Genomic DNA, 16,899 nt, shown 5'->3' with positions numbered 1-16,899 from the left:
TGAACCAAGGCCCAAGGTTTCGCCCGGCGGCCGCAGATGGCATATCCCCAGCGCCATGCTTGAAAAGACCTTCGATCCCAAATCCGTCGAGCTCCGTCTGTACGCCGCCTGGGAGGCCTCCGGGGCCTTCAAGCCGAGCGAGGACCCGAACGCCGAGACGTTCACGATCGTCATCCCGCCGCCGAACGTGACGGGCTCGCTGCACATCGGCCACGCCCTGAACAACACGCTGCAGGACGTGCTGACGCGCTTCCACCGCATGCGCGGCAAGTCGGCCCTGTGGCTGCCGGGCACCGACCACGCGGGCATCGCCACCCAGATGGTCGTCGAGCGCCAGCTGGCCGCCGCCGGCAACATCGGCCGTCGCGAGATGGGCCGCGAGGCCTTCGTCGAGAAGGTCTGGGAATGGAAGGCCGAGAGCGGCGGCGCCATCACCAACCAGCTGCGCCGCCTGGGCGCCAGCTGCGACTGGTCGCGCGAGCGCTTCACCTTGGACGAGGGCCTGTCGGCCGCCGTCCGCAAGGTGTTCGTCCAGCTCTACAAGCAGAAGCTGCTGTATCGCGACAAGCGCCTGGTCAACTGGGACCCGCAGTTCCAGACCGCCATCTCCGACCTCGAGGTCGAGCAGAAGGAGGTCGACGGCGCCTACTGGCACTTCGCCTATCCGCTGGCCGACGGCGTGACCTTCCAGTACCCGGTCGCCTTCGACGACGAGGGCAAGCCGACCGAATTCGAGACCCGCGACTTCATCGTCGTGGCCACCACGCGTCCCGAGACGATGCTGGGCGACACCGCCGTGGCCGTCCATCCGTCGGACGAGCGCTACAAGGACCTGGTCGGCAAGGACGTGATCCTGCCGATCGTCGGCCGCCGCATCCCGATCGTCGCCGACGACTACGCCGACCCGACCAAGGGCTCGGGCGCGGTCAAGATCACCCCGGCCCACGACTTCAACGACTTCGGCGTGGGCAAGCGCCACGGCCTGCCGGCCATCAACATCCTGACGCCCGACGCGCGCCTGAACGACGAGGTCCCGGAAGCCTATCGCGGCCTGGACCGCTTCGTCGCCCGCAAGCAGATCGTCGCCCGCGCCGAGGAAGACGGCTGGCTGCGCGAGATCGAGAAGACCAAGCACATGGTCCCGCACGGCGACCGCTCGGGCGTGGTCATCGAGCCTTACCTGACCGACCAGTGGTACGTCGACGCCAAGACCCTGGCCCAGCCGGCCCTGAAGGCGGTGGAGGAGGGCGCGACGGTCTTCGAGCCCCGGCACTGGGAAAAGACCTACTTCGAGTGGCTGCGCAACATCGAGCCCTGGTGCGTCTCGCGCCAGCTGTGGTGGGGCCACCGCATCCCGGCCTGGTTCGGTCCGGACGGCCACATCTTCGTCGAGGAGACCGAGGAAGAGGCCCTGGCCGCCGCCATCCTGCACTACGGCGACGAGGCGCCGGTCCTGAAGCGCGACGAGGACGTGCTGGACACTTGGTTCAGCTCGGCCCTGTGGCCGTTCTCGACCCTGGGCTGGCCCGAGAAGACCGACGACCTGCAACGCTTCTACCCGACCAGCACCCTGGTCACCGGCTTCGACATCATCTTCTTCTGGGTCGCCCGGATGATGATGATGGGCATCCACTTCATGGGCGAAGTCCCGTTCAAGCAGGTGTTCATCAACGCCCTCGTCCGTGACGAGAAGGGCGCCAAGATGAGCAAGTCCAAGGGCAACGTGATGGATCCCCTGATCCTGATCGACGAACTGGGCTGCGACGCGGTGCGCTTCACCATGACGGCGATGTCGGGCCAGGCGCGCGACATCAAGCTCTCCAAGCAGCGCATCGAGGGTTATCGCAACTTCGGCACCAAGCTGTGGAACGCCTCGCGCTTCGCCCAGATGAACGAGTGCGTCCGCGTCGAGGGCTTCGACCCGTCGACCGTCCAGCAGCCGATCAACCGCTGGATCCGCGGCGAGACGGTCAAGACCGTCGCCAAGGTGACGGCGGCCCTGGAAGCCCCGTCCTTCGACGCCGCCGCCGACGCGCTCTACAAGTTCATCTGGAACGTGTTCTGCGACTGGTACCTGGAGCTGGCCAAGCCGATCCTGAACGGCGACGACGCCGAGGCCAAGGCCGAGACCCGCGCCACGGCCGCCTGGGCCCTGGACGTGATCCTCAAGCTCCTGCACCCGGTCATGCCGTTCATCACCGAGGAGCTGTGGGACAAGACCGCCGAGTTCGGCGCGCCCCGCACGGGCATGCTGATCGTCGAGCAGTGGCCGCAGCTGCCGGAGAGCTGGATCGACGCGGAAGCCGAGGCCGAGATCGGCTGGCTGGTCGACACGGTCGGCGAGATCCGCTCGATCCGCGCCGAGATGAACGTGCCGCCGTCGGCCAAGCCGCCGCTGTCGGTGATCGGCGCCAACGCCGAGACCAAGGCCCGCCTGGCCCGCCACCGCGACCTGCTGCTGACCCTGGCGCGCCTGGACAGCGCCCGCGAGGCCGACGCGGCGCCGGCTGGTTCGGTCCCGATCGTGCTGGGCGAGGCGACCGGCGCCCTGGCCATCGCCGAGTTCATCGACCTTTCGGCCGAGAAGGCGCGCCTGGCCAAGGAGATCGCCGGCCACGTCGGCGAGATCGAGAAGACCGGCAAGAAGCTGAACAACCCCGACTTCCTGGCCCGCGCCAAGGAGGAGGTGGTCGAGGAGAACCGCGAGCGCCTCGCCGAGGCCGAAGCGGCCAAGGCCAAGCTGGAAGCCGCGCTCGCGCGGCTCGAGGCGGTGGGGTGATCGGAGGGCCGTCCGCGCGTTGGTCACGACCGACCGCGACGGCTGTTCGCAGGACTCTGCTCGTCGCTGGCCTGCTCGTCCCGGGGCTCGCAACGTCGCCCGCCCTGGCGTCGGAAGCCCGGCGGGTGGTGGTCGACTATCTCGTCGCGACCTACGGAAGCGACAACCTGCCGCCGGCCTCCGACAAGGACTATCGCGTCATCGAGGTGGACCTGAACGGTGACGGCGAGCGAGAGATCGTCGCGTACGTGGAAACACGAGACTTCTGTGGAAGCGGCGGCTGCAAGCTTCTGGTCCTGCAGCGCCGGCCGACCGGTCCGAAGGCGATCATGGACACGACGATCACCCGGGCGCCGATCCGGATGCTTTCAAGCTCGAGCCACGGCTGGCGCGACATCGGTGTATGGGTGGGCGGCGGCGGTCTGAAACCGCATGAGGTCGCCCTGAAGTTCGACGGGACGCGCTATCCCCGCAATTCCAGCATGTCGCCCGTGCGGCCCGTGAAGATCGGCGCGCGTGGGCGTGTGCTGATCTCGGCGAAGCGTTGAATCCGATCGGGGATGCGCGGGTGCGCATCCCCGACGAAAGGCCGGCTACTTCTTCACGCCCAGCATGCCTTCGATCTCGGCCTTGCTGGCGTTGATCACGGTGGCGCCGTCCTGGACGGCCAGGTTCTTGACGTCCACGGCGAAGGTCTTGTCGTCCATCTTGATGGTGGCCATCGACTTGCCGGTGGCGTCCGGCTTGACCTCGGTGACCGAGCCGATGACCGCGCCGGTGTTGTCCTTGACGGGCTGGCCGGCGGCGACGGCGGCGGCCGTGGTCGCCGGAGCGGCCGCGGCGGCGGGGTCCTGAGCCGGAGCGGCGGTCTGGGCCAGGGCGGGGGCGGCGACGGCGAGCGCCAGGGCGGCGGCGCCGAGAGTCAGAATTGAACGCATGGGCTTCCCATCTTGAAAAATAGCGTCTCTCCCCCGACGCCTCGTTACGCTGGCGTGACTTTGGGGCGTCGGCGGGACGCTGATGCGGTCAAAATGGGTCGGGGTTTGAACGCGGTTCGCTGGGCGGCCTCCAGCCGCCTTTGGACGGGGCGCTGCTCGGCGGCTGGGCGGGAGCGCTCCGGGCGCTCGGAGCGCCGGGGGCCGGCGCGCCGTTGCAGGGAACCCAGTCGTACTGGTCGTTGGCGGCGTTCCAGGACCATGCGCCGCAGGCCGGCGAGGGCGCCTCGTCCCGCGCGCCCGGCTCGTCGCTGTAGGTCGGCGGCCCGTCGTAGCGGTCGTGATAGACCGTCTCGGACCGCTCGATGACGACCGGCGGGGCGCTGTAGTAGCTGGGATAGGCGTAGTAATAGCCCGGATAGCCGCCGTACCAGTAGGGGTAGGAATAGGCCGCGCCCAGGGTCAGGCCCAGCCCAACGCCGCCCCAATAGCCGGCGCCCCAATAGCCGCCGTACCCGCGGCCGTAGCCGCCACGATAGTCGCCGTATCCGCCGCCCCGGTAGCCGCCTCCGCCGTGGTAGCCGCCACCGCGATAGCCGCCGCCACCGCCATGGTAGCCGCCGCCATGGCCGCCGCCGCCTCCGTGATATCCGCCGCCGCCACGGCCGCCGCGCGACTGGGCGTCGGCCTGCGCCGGGGCGAGGGCGATCGCCAGCAGGCTGACGGACGCGAGCGCTGTCAGAACGATCTTCATCTGGACCTCTCCACGAGGCCGAGGGTCCCTGAGCCAACGGCCGCGCCGTGCGTGACGGCGACCTTCGCACGATACGCCCGGGAAGCCTCCAGCGGAAGCGCGGCGCGAGGCCTCAGCGTCCGTAGACAGCGTCGCGGACTTCCTTGGTGAAGGGGCCGTTCATGCCCTCGAACGCGGTGTTGGTCATGATCACCACGGTCAGGCGGTTCTGCGGGTCCACGAACCAGTTGTGGCCGTAGACCCCGCCCCAGGCCATCGTGCCGGCGGCTTGCGGGGTCTTGCCGGCGGCGGGATCGTCCAGCACCGCCCAGCCATAGCCGAAGCCCCAGCCGGGACCTTGGGTCTTGGCCTGTTGGCCGACCTGGTCCTTGGTCATCTGCGCCACGGTCGAGGTCTTCAGGATCGGGGCGCCGCCCTGGCGGACGGTCTCCAGCAGGGTCAGGACGTCGCCGGCCGTGCCGACCATGCCCGCGCCGCCGGACGGGAAGGCGGTCTTGTCCAGGGCGCGGCTGGGCGAGAAGCGGATGGCGGTCGGGCCGATCGGGACGTCCTGGTTGCCGTCGGTCATCCGCTTGGGCGCGGGCTGGGCGTTGACATAGGCGGCCGTCAGCCGGGCCGGGTCGCGGGCGACGAAGCCGGCGTCGGCCAGGCCCAGCGGCCCCGTCACGGTCTCGGCCACCACCTGGGGCAGGGGCTTGCCGGTCGCCTTCTCCAGCACCGCGCCCAGGACGTCGATGGCCAGGGAATAGCGCCAGGCCGAGCCGGGCGGGAAGGCCAGGGGCGCCTGGGAGAGGCGGCGCAGGTCCTCGTCCAGGGTGATGCCGGACAGGTCGATGCCGTCCGAGACGCCCAGCGTGTGGTACGGGTGCGACGGCGGCTCGGCCAGGCCGTAGGTCAGGCCGCTGGTGTGGGTCAGGAGCTGGCGGATCGTGATGACCGGGGTCGTCCCGTCGGCCAGCTTCGGCCTGAAGTCCGGCAGCCACTTGGTCACCGGATCGTCCAGGTTCAGCACGCCGTCCTCGACCTGCTTCATCACCGCCATGCTGACGAAGGGTTTGGTGACCGACGAATAGCGGAAGACCGCGTCCTCCTTCATGGGGCGTCCGGCCTCGCGGTCGGCCAGGCCGGCGGCGCGGTGGTAGACGACCTTGCCGTCGCGGGCGACCAGCACCACCGTCCCGACCAGCCGCTGCTCGGCGAGGGCGGTGTCGACCACCTTGTCCAGCCGCGCCGCCAGGGCCGCGTCGGGCGCGGTGGCCACGGCGACGGGCGGCGGCGCGGCCAGGCTCGGCGCGGTCGCCAGCAGGGCGGCGGCGAGGGCGAGGCTGGAGATCCACGGACGCATTCGACGACTCCCGGTTTGCGGACCTGAGGTAGGGCGATACCGGGGAGGGGGCAAGCGAGGGCCTGGACACCCCTCTAAGTAATCATTGTTCCCTTATGTTCGAACAGACGTTTGCATCCCGCTTCGGGCTGTGCTTTGTCGCTGGGGAAACGTGCTCGTCCAGCGAAGCGCGACCACACACCGGGAGAGTAACGATGACCCAGGCCGCATCCGCTTCAACTGGCGCGCCCACCCCCTCGATCCCCTGGCCCGCGATGTCGGTGAAGCAGGCCTACGCCATGATCACCGCTCCCGGGTCGCCCGGCGAGATGGAGGAGATCGACATCCGGGGCGTGAAGACCCGGGTCTGGAAGAACTGCCCGCCCACGCTTCGCGACACCCTGATGATGGGCCGCGCGCACGGCGAGAAGATCTATCTGGTCCACGAGGATGAGCGGGTCAGCTTCGAGGCCTTCTACCGCGCCGTGACCGTGTTCGCCGCCGAACTGGAAGCGGCCGGCGTCAAGAAGGGCGACCGGGTCGCCCTGATCATGCGCAACCTGCCCGAATGGCCGGTGGCCTTCTATGCGGGCCTGTCGATCGGCGCGATCCTGACCCCGCTGAACGCGTGGTGGACCGGCCAGGAACTGGAATACGGCCTGACCGACAGCGGCGCGACCGTGGCGATCATGGACGTCGAGCGCTTCGAGCGCCTGGCCGAGCACTTCGACAACTGCCCCGACCTGAAGCGCGTCTATGTCAGCCGCTCCAGGGAGGAGATCGCCCATCCCTACGTCAAGCGGATGGAGACCGTGATCGGCTGTCCCAACGACTGGATCAAGCTGGACGAGAAGCCGCTGTCGACCATCGCCCTGGGTCCCGAGGACGACGCGACGATCTTCTACACCTCCGGCACCACGGGTAAGCCGAAGGGCGCCCTGGCCACCCACCGCGCCGTCAACAGCAACATCTTCGCCGCCGCCGCCGCTAGCGCCCGCAGCTTCCTGCGCCGCGGCGAGGCGCCGCCCCAGCCCGATCCCAGCCTGCCGCAGAAGGGCTCGCTGATCTCGGTGCCGTTCTTCCACGCCACCGGCTGCTTCGCGGTGATGAACCCGTCGCTGTTCGGCGGCGCCAAGCTGGCCATGATCCGCAAGTGGGATCCGGAAAAGGCCATGCAGCTGATCCAGGACGAGAAGCTGACCCAGATGGGCGGGGTGCCGACCATCGCCTGGCAGATCATCGAGCATCCCAGCCGGGGCAACTACGACCTGTCGTCGCTGGAGACCGTGGCCTACGGCGGCGCGCCCTCGGCGCCCGAGCTGGTGCGCAAGATCAAGGAGATCTGGCCCAAGTCGCTGCCGGGCAACGGCTGGGGCATGACCGAGACCTCGGCCACCGCCACCAGCAACTCGGCCGAGGACTACGAGAACCGTCCCGACAGCTGCGGCCCGGCCGTGCCGGTCACCGACCTGAAGATCATGACGGTCGAGGCGCCGTATCGCGAGCTGCCGATCGGCGAGGTCGGCGAGCTGTGGTGCAAGGGGCCGCAGGTGGTGAAGGGCTACTGGAACAAGCCCGAGGCCACCGCCCAGACCTTCATCGACGGCTGGGTGCGCACCGGCGACCTGGCGCGGCTGGACGACGAGGGCTTCTGCTACATCATCGACCGGGCCAAGGACATGCTGATCCGGGGCGGCGAGAACATCTACTGCATCGAGGTCGAGAACGTCCTGTACGACCACCCGGCGGTGATGGACGCGGCCCTGGTCGGCATTCCGCACAAGACCCTGGGCGAGGAGCCGGCGGCCGTGGTGACCCTCAAGCCCGGCGCCCACGCCGACGAGGCCGAGCTGCGCGCCTTCGTCGCCGACCGTCTGGCGGCCTTCAAGGTGCCGGTGAAGGTGGTGTTCTGGCCCGAGACCTTGCCGCGCAACGCCAACGGCAAGATCATGAAGAATGAGCTCAAGAAGGTGTTCGTCGAGGGATAGGCGAACGCCCCTATCTGGAGGCGGCGATGGTCCAGTCGAAAGCGGCGAGCGTCGACGCCTTCATGGCCGAGGTCGGCGACGAGCGCCGGCCGGCCCTGGAGCGGCTACGCGCCCTGTGCCGCGAGGAGCTGGCCGGCTGGCCCGAAGGCATGAGCTACGGCATGCCCGGCTACGGTCCGCCGGGCGCGCCGGTCGTCGCCTTCAACGACCAGAAGCAGTACATCGCCTTCTATGCCGGCCAGACCGCCGTGGCGCGGTTCGCCGACCGCCTGGCCGGCGTCGACTGCGGCAAGAGCTGCATCCGCTACCGCAAGCCGGACGCGATCGACTTCGACCTGGTGCGCGACATCCTGCGGGACGTGCGCGCCAGGCGCGAAGCCGGGGCCTGACCGCGGGTCAGGCGCTGACGGGCGGCTTGCGCCCCGCCCAGGGCTGGGCCGCCTCCAGCTCGTAGGCCAGCTGCAGCAGCGTCTTCTCCGCCCCCACCCGGCCCGCGAACTGGACGCCCACGGGCAGCCCGTCGGCCGTCCAGTGCAGCGGCACGCTCATCGACGCCGCGCCCGCCACGTTGTGCAGGGTGGTGTAGCCCACATAGGCGTTCAGGCGCTCGGTCAGGTGGGGGATGTCGACCGTCCCGGACACCCAGCCCAGGGGCACGGGCGGCGAACCCAGGACCGGCGAGACGATCACGTCGTAGCGGTCGAGCCAGCGGTCGTAGGCCTGGCCGGCCGCCTGGAGATCGGCCACGGCCTTGCGCAGGCCGTCGGGCGGCATCTGGCCGACCAGCTCGGCCATGGCCAGGGTGAAGGGCTCCAGCAGGCTGTCGTCCGGCTTGCGGCCTATGGCCTGGGCGACGGCGTCGACCAGCTCGGCCGCGCCGCTGGCCCACAGCGCCAGGAAGTTCTGGGCGAAGGCGGGCCCGTCCACCGGCCAGGTCGTCGGCTCGACCTTGTGGCCCAGCGATTCCATCAGCTTGCCGGCGTTCTCGGCGGCGGCGCGGACCTCGGCGTTCGGCTGGGCGCCAAGCATGGTGTTGACCACCAGGCCGACCCGCAGCCGGCGCGTGTCGGGGCCGGTCACCAGGCCGACGGGCGGGAACACCTGGTCGGCGCCGTGGCGCTCGGTGGCGGCCAGCAGGGTGGCGCTGTCGCGGACGCTGCGGCTGACGCAGTGGGCCACCGACAGGTCGACGCCGCGCATGGGCTCACGGCCGGGGACCTGGCGGCCGCGCGAGACCTTCAGCCCGAACAGGCCGCAGTTGGACGAAGGGATGCGGATCGAGCCGCCGCCGTCGCTGGCGTGGGCGAAGGGCGCCACCCCGGCCGCCGTCGCCACGGCCGCGCCGCCGGACGATCCGCCGCTGGACCGTTCCGGGTTCCAGGGGTTGCGGGTCGGCGGGAAGCCTTCCGGCTCGGTGGTGGGCAGGAAGCCGTATTCCGGCGTCGACGACTTGCCGATGACGATCAGCCCGGCCTTGTCGAAGCAGTCGATATAGGCCGGCTGGGTCTTGGCCGGCGGGTTGCGCAGCATGGCGCGCGAGCCGCTGAAGGTGGGCAGGCCCACATAGTCGTCCAGGTCCTTGACCAGGAACGGCACGCCCGCGAAGGGGCCGGCCGGCGGGGCCGTTGCCGCGTCCAGCCGCTTGGCCTTGTCGATGGCGCGGTCGAAGTCGGGGGTGACCAGGAAGCCCAGCTTGGGGTTCAGCGCCTCGGCGTCGCGCACGGCCTTTTCGGTCACCTCCAGGGCGCTGACCTCCTTGCGGCGGATACGGCCGGCGATCTCGACGGCGTCGGGCGCCCAGGGCGCGGAGGCGGCGGGTTTGGCTGCGGCGTCGGATGCGGCGGCGGCGATCGTGGCGGCGCCGGCCACCAGGCCTTCGCGTCTGGACATCATGCGTTTCCCCCTTTTTGGGTTCCCTGTCCCGACGTCTAGGGTGCGTCGGTGATCAGTGATCACTGTGAACCCAAGGGCGTCCGCTCCGCAAGTCGTGCTACAGCCCCCGGATGACACGCAAACGCGCCGACATCCTGCTGGTCGAGACCGGCCTGTTCGATAGCCGGGCCAAGGCCCGCGCCGCCATCGAGGCCGGGGCCGTCAAGGCCGACGGCAAGGTCGTGACCAAGCCCTCGCAGGAGATCGAGGAGACCGCCGTGCTGGAAGGGGTCGCCGCCCACCCCTGGGTGGGGCGCGGCGCCCTGAAGCTGGCGCATGCGCTGGACCTTTGGCCGATCGCGGTCGAAGGCCGGATCGCCCTGGACGTCGGGGCCTCGACCGGCGGCTTCACCGAGGTGCTGCTGTCGAAGGGCGCGGCTAAGGTCTACGCCGTCGACGTCGGCCGCGAGCAACTGCATCCGCGCCTCGCCGCCGACCCGCGCGTGGTCGACCTGTCGGGCGTCGACGCCCGGACGCTGGACGAGGGCCATCTGGACGAGACGCCGGGCCTGGTGGTCAGCGACGTCAGCTTCATCTCGGTGGAGAAATGCCTGCCGGTGGCCCTGGACCTGGCGGCGGCGGGCGCGGACCTGGTGACCCTGATCAAGCCGCAGTTCGAGGCCGGCCGCGACCGGGTGGGCAAGGGCGGCCTGGTGAAGGACCCCGAGGTCATCGCCGACTGCATCGCCCAGGTCCGGGCCTTCGTCGAGGCGGCGGGGTGGACGGTCAAGGCCGTGGCCCCCAGCCCGATCACCGGCGGCGACGGACAGGTCGAGCACCTGCTGTGGGCGGTGAAGGGCTAGGTTTTCAACCGCTCATCCTGGCATTCGCCGGGATGAGCGGTTTTTTTGAAGGCGCAAAGAAAAGGCCGTCCACCTCTAGGTGAACGGCCCCAAGATGATCGAATGAGAAATCGGGTGTCTTAGTCGACGACCTGGTAGCGGCCCGAGGCGTCCGGGCAGACGCGGACGAAGCGCTTCTGGGTGCGGCCGTCGGGCAGGTAGATCGGGCTTTCGGCCAGAGTGCAGCCGTTGGCGTCCGACTTGCTGTCGGCCACGCCATAGGCGCGCTCGGACTCCGAGGTGTAGCCGTCGCGACGGTCGCCGTAGCGGCTGTCCTCGTAGCGGCCGCCGCCGTAGCGCTCGTCATAGCCCTGGTCGTAGCTGTTGTAGGCGCCCTGGCCGTAGGTCGGGGGAGGGGGCGGAGGCGGGTTGGCGCCCGGGCTGCAGGCGGCCGAGTTGCGGCCGATGGCCGAGCCGGCGATGGCGCCCAGCAGGCCGCCCAGCACGGCGCCTTCGGTGCGGGCGCCCTTGGCGGCCACGCCGCTGCCGATCGCCGCGCCGATGCCGGCGCCGGCCAGGCCGCCGCCCGTGCCGCGCTGCGTGGTGCTGCGGCGGCAGGGGTCGTAGTAATAGCCGTTGCTGTCGTAGTTGCCGCCGCCGGCATAGGCGCCGCCGGAGCCATAGGCGCCGTAGGCCTGGGCCGAGGCCATCGTCGGGGCCAGCGCGCCGACCAGGGTGGCCGCGGCGGCGACGCCGAGAACGGTCTTGAACATCTTGAAAACTCCTCCGACCGTGTCCGCGCCGATGCTGGGACCCGCCTTTCCGACGTAAAGTGCCAAGTCCTTGATGAACGGCTGTTGAGCGACCCGTTCATCTTCGTTCACGCGCATTCGCTTCGAATGCGCTATTGAGCGTCCGAAAGCTTGTCGGCGTCGATCGTGGCGCGGGCATGGCGGGCGTCCGCGTCCCCGAAATCACCACCTGAAATGGCCGGACCCGGTGAAGGTTCCGCCCCGCGAATTGGACTTTCTATGCGTGAACTGAGGATCCAGGCGGTCGGCGCCCAGGGCGATGGCATCGCCGAGGGCTCTTTCGTCCCCCTGACCCTGCCCGGCGAGCTGATCACCGCCGAAATGGCCGGCGCCCGCGGTGAACTGGTCGAGGTGCTGGAGCCCAGCCCCGAGCGCGTGGCCCCGCCGTGCCCGCATTTCGGGATCTGCGGCGGCTGCGCCTTCCAGCATTGGGACGCCGCGCCGTATCTGGACTGGAAGCGCGACCAGGTGCGGTTCCAGCTGGCCCGCGAGGGACTGGAGACCGAGATCCTGCCGACCTTCGCCTCGCCGCCGGCCTCGCGCCGCCGCGTCGCCCTGCACGCCCGGGGCGGGAAGGGCGGGGCGCGGCTGGGCTTCAAGGAGCGCCGCTCCTGGAACCTGGTGCGCATCGAGCAGTGCCCGGTGACCCATCCCAAGCTGGTCGCGGCCTTCCCGAGCCTGGCCCGCCTGGCCGCGCCGTTCCTGGAGCATCCCAAGTCGGCCCCGACCCTGCACGTGACCCTGACCGCCACGGGCCTGGACATCGACATCACCGGCGTCGAGGCCAAGAGCGGCGGCCTATCGGCCGACGCCCGGGTGCGCGCGGCGATGATCGCCGGCGAGAACGACTTCGCCCGGGTCACCATGGCCGGCGAGATGATCTACATGGCCCGCCAGCCGATGGTGAAGCTGGGGCCGGCCATCGTCTCCCTGCCGGCCGGCAGCTTCCTGCAGGCCGTGCCCCAGGCCGAGAAGGCCATGGTCGACTTCGCGGTCGAGGCGGCCCAGGGCGCGTCGAAGGTGGTCGACCTGTTCAGCGGCGTGGGCACCTTCACCTTCCGCCTGGCCGAGATTGCCGGCGTCCACGCCGCCGACAGTTCCGCCCCGGCCATCGCGGCCCTGAAGGGCGCGCTGGGCACGGCGACGGGGCTGAAGGCGATCACCGCCGAGGCCCGCGACCTGACCCGCCGGCCGATGCTGTCGACCGAGCTGAACAAGGTCGACGTGGCCGTGCTGGACCCGCCCCGCGCCGGGGCCTTCGAGCAGCACGTCGAGATCGCCAAGTCCAAGGTGGCCCGCGTGGTCGGCGTGTCGTGCAACCCCGCCACCTTCGCCCGCGACGCCAAGATCCTGGTCGACGCCGGATTCCGCCTGGAGCGGGTCTTGCCGGTGGACCAGTTCCTGTGGTCGCCGCATATTGAGCTGGTGGGGGTGTTCTCGCGCTAGGACGGTTGCGGCCGTCCGGAGCGACCATCTGGGAGAGGCCCATTGGACGAGCGATCCGGCAAGGCGGGCGAACCCCGGGAAGACGTTCCCAAGAGCCGGAGCGCCTTCGCCCTGGACGGCGCCAGCCAGCGCGCCAAGGCGGCGGTCAAGGCCGCCTGGTGGACCGCCGCCGGGAGCGTCACGCGCGCCCTGGCCCAGCCGACCCGGGGCGAAGCCAAGGTCAAGTTCCAGCCGCAGGGGCCGCCGGTCTCGACCGCCCGGCTGCGCAAGGCGTATCTGGCCGCGTTCGAGAAGGACGCCGCCGACGTGGCCGCCGGCCTCTATCCGCCGTTCGACGGCGGTTCGGGCAATCCGGCCGAGGCCTTCCGCGAGGCGCTCGACGTGATCGCCGACGCCCGCGCCGTCGACCAGCGCCGCCGCCGGGGCGACGGAGTCGAGGTGCGCGAAACGCCCGAGAGCGAGGGCTATCCCAACTACTACCGGCAGAATTTCCACTTCCAGTCCGGCGGCTGGTTCACCGACGCCAGCGCCCGACGCTACGAGGCCCAGGTCGAGGCGCTGTTCTCCGGCGCGGCCGGGGCGATGCGCCGCCGGGCCCTGTCGCTGCTGGCGCGCCACTGGCGCGGCAAGGACCAGCGGGGGCTGAAGCTGGTCGACCTGGCCTGCGGGTCGGGCGCGTTCCTCGGCGATCTCGGCGCGGCCTTCCCGCGGGCCGCCATCGCGGGCCTGGACCTGTCGCGCGCCTATCTGGCCGCCGCCCGCAGCCGCTCGGGCCGGGGCGGGGTCCAGGCCAACGCCGAGGCCTTGCCGTTCGCCGACGCCAGCCTGGACGCGGTGACCTGCGTCTACCTGTTCCACGAACTGCCGCCCCGGGTGCGCCCTGTCGTGGCCGCCGAGATCGCCCGGGTGCTCAAGCCCGGCGGGGTGCTGGCCTTCGCCGATTCGGTGCAGCCGGCCGACGAGCCGGACCTGTCGCGCCTGCTGGAGGCCTTTCCGGCCTATTTCCACGAGCCCTACTACTCGACCTACGCCGAGACCGACCTGCCGGCCCTGTTCGGCGCGGCGGGGCTGAGCGTGGCCGCGAGCGACCAGGCGTTCCTGACCAAGGCGCTGCTGCTGGAAAAGACCTGTTGAACCCAGCCATCATGGCCATTGCCTAGGCCGACGGGCTCCTGTATTCGAACCGACCTCTTCGCCGACGCTCCTTGCGTTGACCCGGATGGCCCGGTGGCGGAGTGGTGACGCAGCGGATTGCAAATCCGTGCACCCCGGTTCGATTCCGGGCCGGGCCTCCACCTCCCTTCATCGCCTTCAGGCTTCCACGGCTCGCAAGTCCGAGGCGGCGACCGGCGCGACGGCCGACAGGTCCACGACCTCTTCGAAATATCCCGGCCTCATCGGGTAGGGGGAGCTGTCGGCCCGCCAATCCCGTTCGGCGAAGAGTTGCGCCATCGAGAACGGGTTGATGGCGTGGTCGATCGACTGGTTCATCGACAGGAAGACGCGGCAGCGGCCGGAGATCTGGTCGAGATAGTCGCGGGCGGTTCCTATGGACATTTCGGTCATGGAATCCGCGTTCAGGACGACGTCGAAATGGTCGGTGCTGGCGGCCAGCCAGGACGGCGGCGCGATCCGGACGCCGCCGCGCCGTTCGAACCCCGGCTCGCCGTGCAGCCTCACGACGTCCTCGCCCAGGGTCACGGCCAGGAAGTAGGCCTGGGCGACGTTGGTGAGGGGCAGGTCGACGATGGTGTAGTCGGTGATCCCGAGCTGGTGGGCGTAGTAGGCGGTGCGGCCGAGGCCCGCGCCGATCTCCAGCGCCGACGCGGCGCCGTGGTGCTGCAGCCGCTTGGCCTGGTAGATGGCCTGGAGGGGGCGGTAGGAGATGATCCCCCGCGGGGTCTCCACGCCGATCTCGTTCGGATAGGGGTTGGGGAAGGCAAGGGGGGCGCCGAAGGCCCCGGCGACGGCCTCGACCGCCGCCGGCACGTCAGAAGCCGGGGCACCGAGCGCGGAGGCCAGGGTCAGGAGGTGGTCGCTCGTCTGCTGGATGTCGGCGGCGCGGTATTTCGGGTCGCTCCGGAGCCTCTGGTTCTGCTCCGCGTACAGACTTTCGAAGCCGTAGAAGAGGGAATTGCCGGCCGGATTGGCCAGCAGGGCGGCGACCTCGGCGGTCGTTCCGCTCAACAGCACACGGTGCGCATCGCCGCGCGGACCATCGTCGATCTGAGCCCAGAAGGAGTCCGTGCTGCTACCGTCGTGGCAGGTGCGCTGATAGTAGGCCTGGATGCGTTGGGCGAGGCGCTTACGATCAGCATGCCGTGCTGATCTCAGGTTGTGGACGAAGGATCGGAAGGACCAGTTCTTCGCCGTTTCCGGTCGTCGCATCGTCACCCACCATTTCAGGATCGCTGGCGCCCGCAGCGACGTCGGAGCGAAGTGATCCCGTAACACCTTGAAAGCGGGGACGTCCACCGCATGGTGAACGCGTATGGCTCCGCTTAGGTTCCGGGACCAGCCTCAACCCTTCGAGGGGCGAAACGACCTGGGTCGCGCCGTGCGACGCGACGCCTAGGCGGCCGGGGCGTCGGCCTTGGCCTTACGGCTATCGACGGCGAAGCGTTCGAGCGCGCGGGCGTGGCTGGGCATGCGGGCGGCGGCCTGATGGCAGGCGACGCGCAGATGGTGCAGACGCTCGGCCAGCAGGCGCTCGTCCATCAGGTCGGCTAGCGGGTCGTAGGCTTCCGGCTCCCCGGAATGCCCGATCATGATCGCCAGCCAGTTCGGCTCCTGGAAGATCGTCTGGTTGGGGAAGATCGTCGCGCCGCGGGTGCGGAACAGCTCCATCTTCTCGCGCAGCGAGTCCGGCACGGGCATGTGGCGCAGCCGGTCCCACAGCGGTTCGCCGACCCGGCCGTTGGCGTGGTAGTGGTAGATCAGGAAGTCCCGGATCTGCTCCATCTCCTCGCCCATGATCCGGTTGTAGATCCCCGCGGCGGCCGGATCCTCCTTGGCCAGGGGGAAGCTGCCGGCCAGCTTGATCAGGCCGTGCTGGATCAGGTGGATCGAGGTCGACTCCAGGGGTTCCAGGAAGCCGCTGGACAGGCCGATGGCGGCGCAGTTCTTGAAGCGCGACGCCTTGCGCCGGCCGGTGGCGAACCGCAGGAAGCGCGGGTCGGCCAGGACCTTGTTGTCGGGATGCTCGCGCGCCAGGCTGGCCAGCAGGACGTCGGCCGCCTCGTCGTCGCCGATGTGGTCGCTGACATAGACGTAGCCGTTGCCGGTCCGGTGTCGCAGCGGGATGCGCCAGCGCCAGCCGGCCCTGTCGGCGATGGCGCGGGTGTAGGGGATGGGGTCCTCATACCGCGCGGACGGGACGGCGACGGCGCGGTCGGCCGGCAGGTAGTTCGACCAGTCGTCGTAGCCCACGCCCAGCGCGCCGCCGATCAGCAGGGCCCGGAAGCCCGAGCAGTCGATGAAGAAGTCGCCGGCCAGGGTCTCGCCGTCGTCGAGGGCGAGGGCGGCGATCGTGCCGTCCAGCGGGTCCAGGGTCACGCCCCGGATGGTCCGCTCCAGCCGCCGCACGCCCCGCTCCTCGGCGACTTCGCGCAGCAGCTTGGCGTAGAGCGAGGCGTCGAAGTGATAGGCGTGGGCCATGGCCGAGCGGGGATCGCGGGGATCTTCCGAGCGCCAGTCGAACTTGCCGGCCTTGGCCGCCAGGTCGCTGAGCGAGAACTCGTGGAGCTCGGCCTTGTAGCCGTGCTTGCGCGCGCGCAGCCAGTAGGCGTGGAACGACACGCCGTCCATCGGCGTGCCGTAGTTGCCGAAGGGGTGCATGTAGCGCCCGGCGGGGTCGCCCCAGCCGACGAACTCGATGCCCAGCTTGAACGAGCCTTCGGTGGCCGCCAGCATCCGGCCTTCGTCGACGCCCACCACCTCGTTGAAGAAGGTGATCGGCGGGATGGTCGCCTCGCCGACGCCCACCGTGCCGATCTCGGCCGACTCCACCAGGGTGATCTTCATCTGCTGGGGCGTGAAGACCTTGGAGAAGAAGGCGGCCGACATCCATCCGGCCGTGCCGCCGCCGACGATCACGAGGTGCGAGATTTTCCCGGGGTTTCCCATGGGCGCCTGCTTGGTCTCGTTT

14 protein-coding genes and 1 tRNA gene are annotated in these 16,899 nt (G+C 70.0%); 8 read left to right on the top strand and 7 right to left on the bottom strand.

The features are described from left to right. Window positions 1–55: 55 nt before the first annotated feature. Together WAE60_RS16780 and WAE60_RS16775 are read left to right on the top strand one after the other, a co-directional pair. Window positions 56–2,779, top strand: a complete 2,724-nt coding sequence (locus WAE60_RS16780; RefSeq protein ID WP_337687603.1) for a valine--tRNA ligase — start codon at window positions 56–58, stop codon at window positions 2,777–2,779. Window positions 2,780–2,907: 128 nt separating this feature from the next. Beyond that, window positions 2,908–3,327 (top strand): hypothetical protein, encoded by a 420-nt coding sequence (locus tag WAE60_RS16775; RefSeq protein WP_156035772.1) that lies wholly within the window; start codon window positions 2,908–2,910, stop codon window positions 3,325–3,327. 45 nt (window positions 3,328–3,372) lie between these two features. On the opposite strand, the gene WAE60_RS16770 is transcribed toward WAE60_RS16775, so the two are convergent. The 3 genes from WAE60_RS16770 to WAE60_RS16760 form a co-directional block, all read right to left on the bottom strand. Next, entirely contained in the window at window positions 3,373–3,717 is a 345-nt protein-coding gene (locus WAE60_RS16770) for a hypothetical protein (protein WP_337687602.1), read from the bottom strand. A gap of 88 nt (window positions 3,718–3,805) precedes the next feature. Next, a complete protein-coding gene (locus WAE60_RS16765) occupies window positions 3,806–4,468 on the bottom strand; it encodes a hypothetical protein (protein ID WP_337687601.1) in 663 nt (220 codons plus the stop codon). Between the two features lie 112 nt (window positions 4,469–4,580). Then, window positions 4,581–5,813, bottom strand: coding sequence for a serine hydrolase domain-containing protein (locus WAE60_RS16760; protein ID WP_337687600.1), 1,233 nt, complete (start codon window positions 5,811–5,813; stop codon window positions 4,581–4,583). 194 nt (window positions 5,814–6,007) lie between these two features. On the opposite strand from WAE60_RS16760, the gene WAE60_RS16755 reads away from it, so the two are divergent. Further along, entirely contained in the window at window positions 6,008–7,780 is a 1,773-nt protein-coding gene (locus WAE60_RS16755) for a class I adenylate-forming enzyme family protein (protein WP_337687599.1), read from the top strand. A 26-nt stretch (window positions 7,781–7,806) separates the two neighbouring features. Next, window positions 7,807–8,169, top strand: coding sequence for a DUF1801 domain-containing protein (locus tag WAE60_RS16750; RefSeq protein WP_337687598.1), 363 nt, complete (start codon window positions 7,807–7,809; stop codon window positions 8,167–8,169). Window positions 8,170–8,176: 7 nt separating this feature from the next. Here the strand turns inward: WAE60_RS16750 and WAE60_RS16745 are convergent, their stop codons facing one another. Then, on the bottom strand, window positions 8,177–9,673 hold the full coding sequence (locus tag WAE60_RS16745; protein WP_337687597.1) for an amidase family protein: 1,497 nt from the start codon (window positions 9,671–9,673) through the stop codon (window positions 8,177–8,179). A 110-nt stretch (window positions 9,674–9,783) separates the two neighbouring features. Between WAE60_RS16745 and WAE60_RS16740 the strand changes: the two genes are divergently transcribed. Further along, complete coding sequence (locus WAE60_RS16740; protein ID WP_029913139.1) at window positions 9,784–10,515, top strand: TlyA family RNA methyltransferase; 732 nt, start codon at window positions 9,784–9,786, stop codon at window positions 10,513–10,515. A gap of 119 nt (window positions 10,516–10,634) precedes the next feature. Here WAE60_RS16740 and WAE60_RS16735 read toward each other — a convergent pair whose 3' ends face one another. Continuing rightward, the gene (locus WAE60_RS16735) at window positions 10,635–11,267 is read right to left on the bottom strand and encodes a hypothetical protein (protein WP_029913144.1); all 633 of its coding nucleotides are present in this window, start codon (window positions 11,265–11,267) and stop codon (window positions 10,635–10,637) included. Between the two features lie 258 nt (window positions 11,268–11,525). Between WAE60_RS16735 and WAE60_RS16730 the strand changes: the two genes are divergently transcribed. From WAE60_RS16730 to WAE60_RS16720, 3 genes are all read left to right on the top strand, one after another. Beyond that, a complete protein-coding gene (locus tag WAE60_RS16730; protein ID WP_337687596.1) occupies window positions 11,526–12,752 on the top strand; it encodes a class I SAM-dependent RNA methyltransferase in 1,227 nt (408 codons plus the stop codon). Window positions 12,753–12,794: 42 nt separating this feature from the next. Further along, window positions 12,795–13,886 carry a class I SAM-dependent methyltransferase gene (locus WAE60_RS16725; RefSeq protein WP_029913152.1) on the top strand — a complete coding sequence of 364 codons (1,092 nt, stop codon included), beginning with the start codon at window positions 12,795–12,797 and terminating at the stop codon, window positions 13,884–13,886. A gap of 87 nt (window positions 13,887–13,973) precedes the next feature. Next, window positions 13,974–14,047 (top strand) — tRNA-Cys (locus WAE60_RS16720). 16 nt (window positions 14,048–14,063) lie between these two features. Here WAE60_RS16720 and WAE60_RS16715 read toward each other — a convergent pair. Beyond that, window positions 14,064–14,939, bottom strand: a complete 876-nt coding sequence (locus tag WAE60_RS16715; RefSeq protein WP_337687595.1) for a hypothetical protein — start codon at window positions 14,937–14,939, stop codon at window positions 14,064–14,066. A 384-nt stretch (window positions 14,940–15,323) separates the two neighbouring features. Next, the gene (locus WAE60_RS16710) at window positions 15,324–16,877 is read right to left on the bottom strand and encodes a tryptophan halogenase family protein (protein WP_337687594.1); all 1,554 of its coding nucleotides are present in this window, start codon (window positions 16,875–16,877) and stop codon (window positions 15,324–15,326) included. Window positions 16,878–16,899: the final 22 nt, after the last annotated feature.

The organism is Caulobacter sp. CCG-8, from assembly GCF_037402475.1.
Classification (GTDB): domain Bacteria; phylum Pseudomonadota; class Alphaproteobacteria; order Caulobacterales; family Caulobacteraceae; genus Caulobacter.
This window is presented reverse-complemented; position numbering and strand designations above follow the sequence as displayed.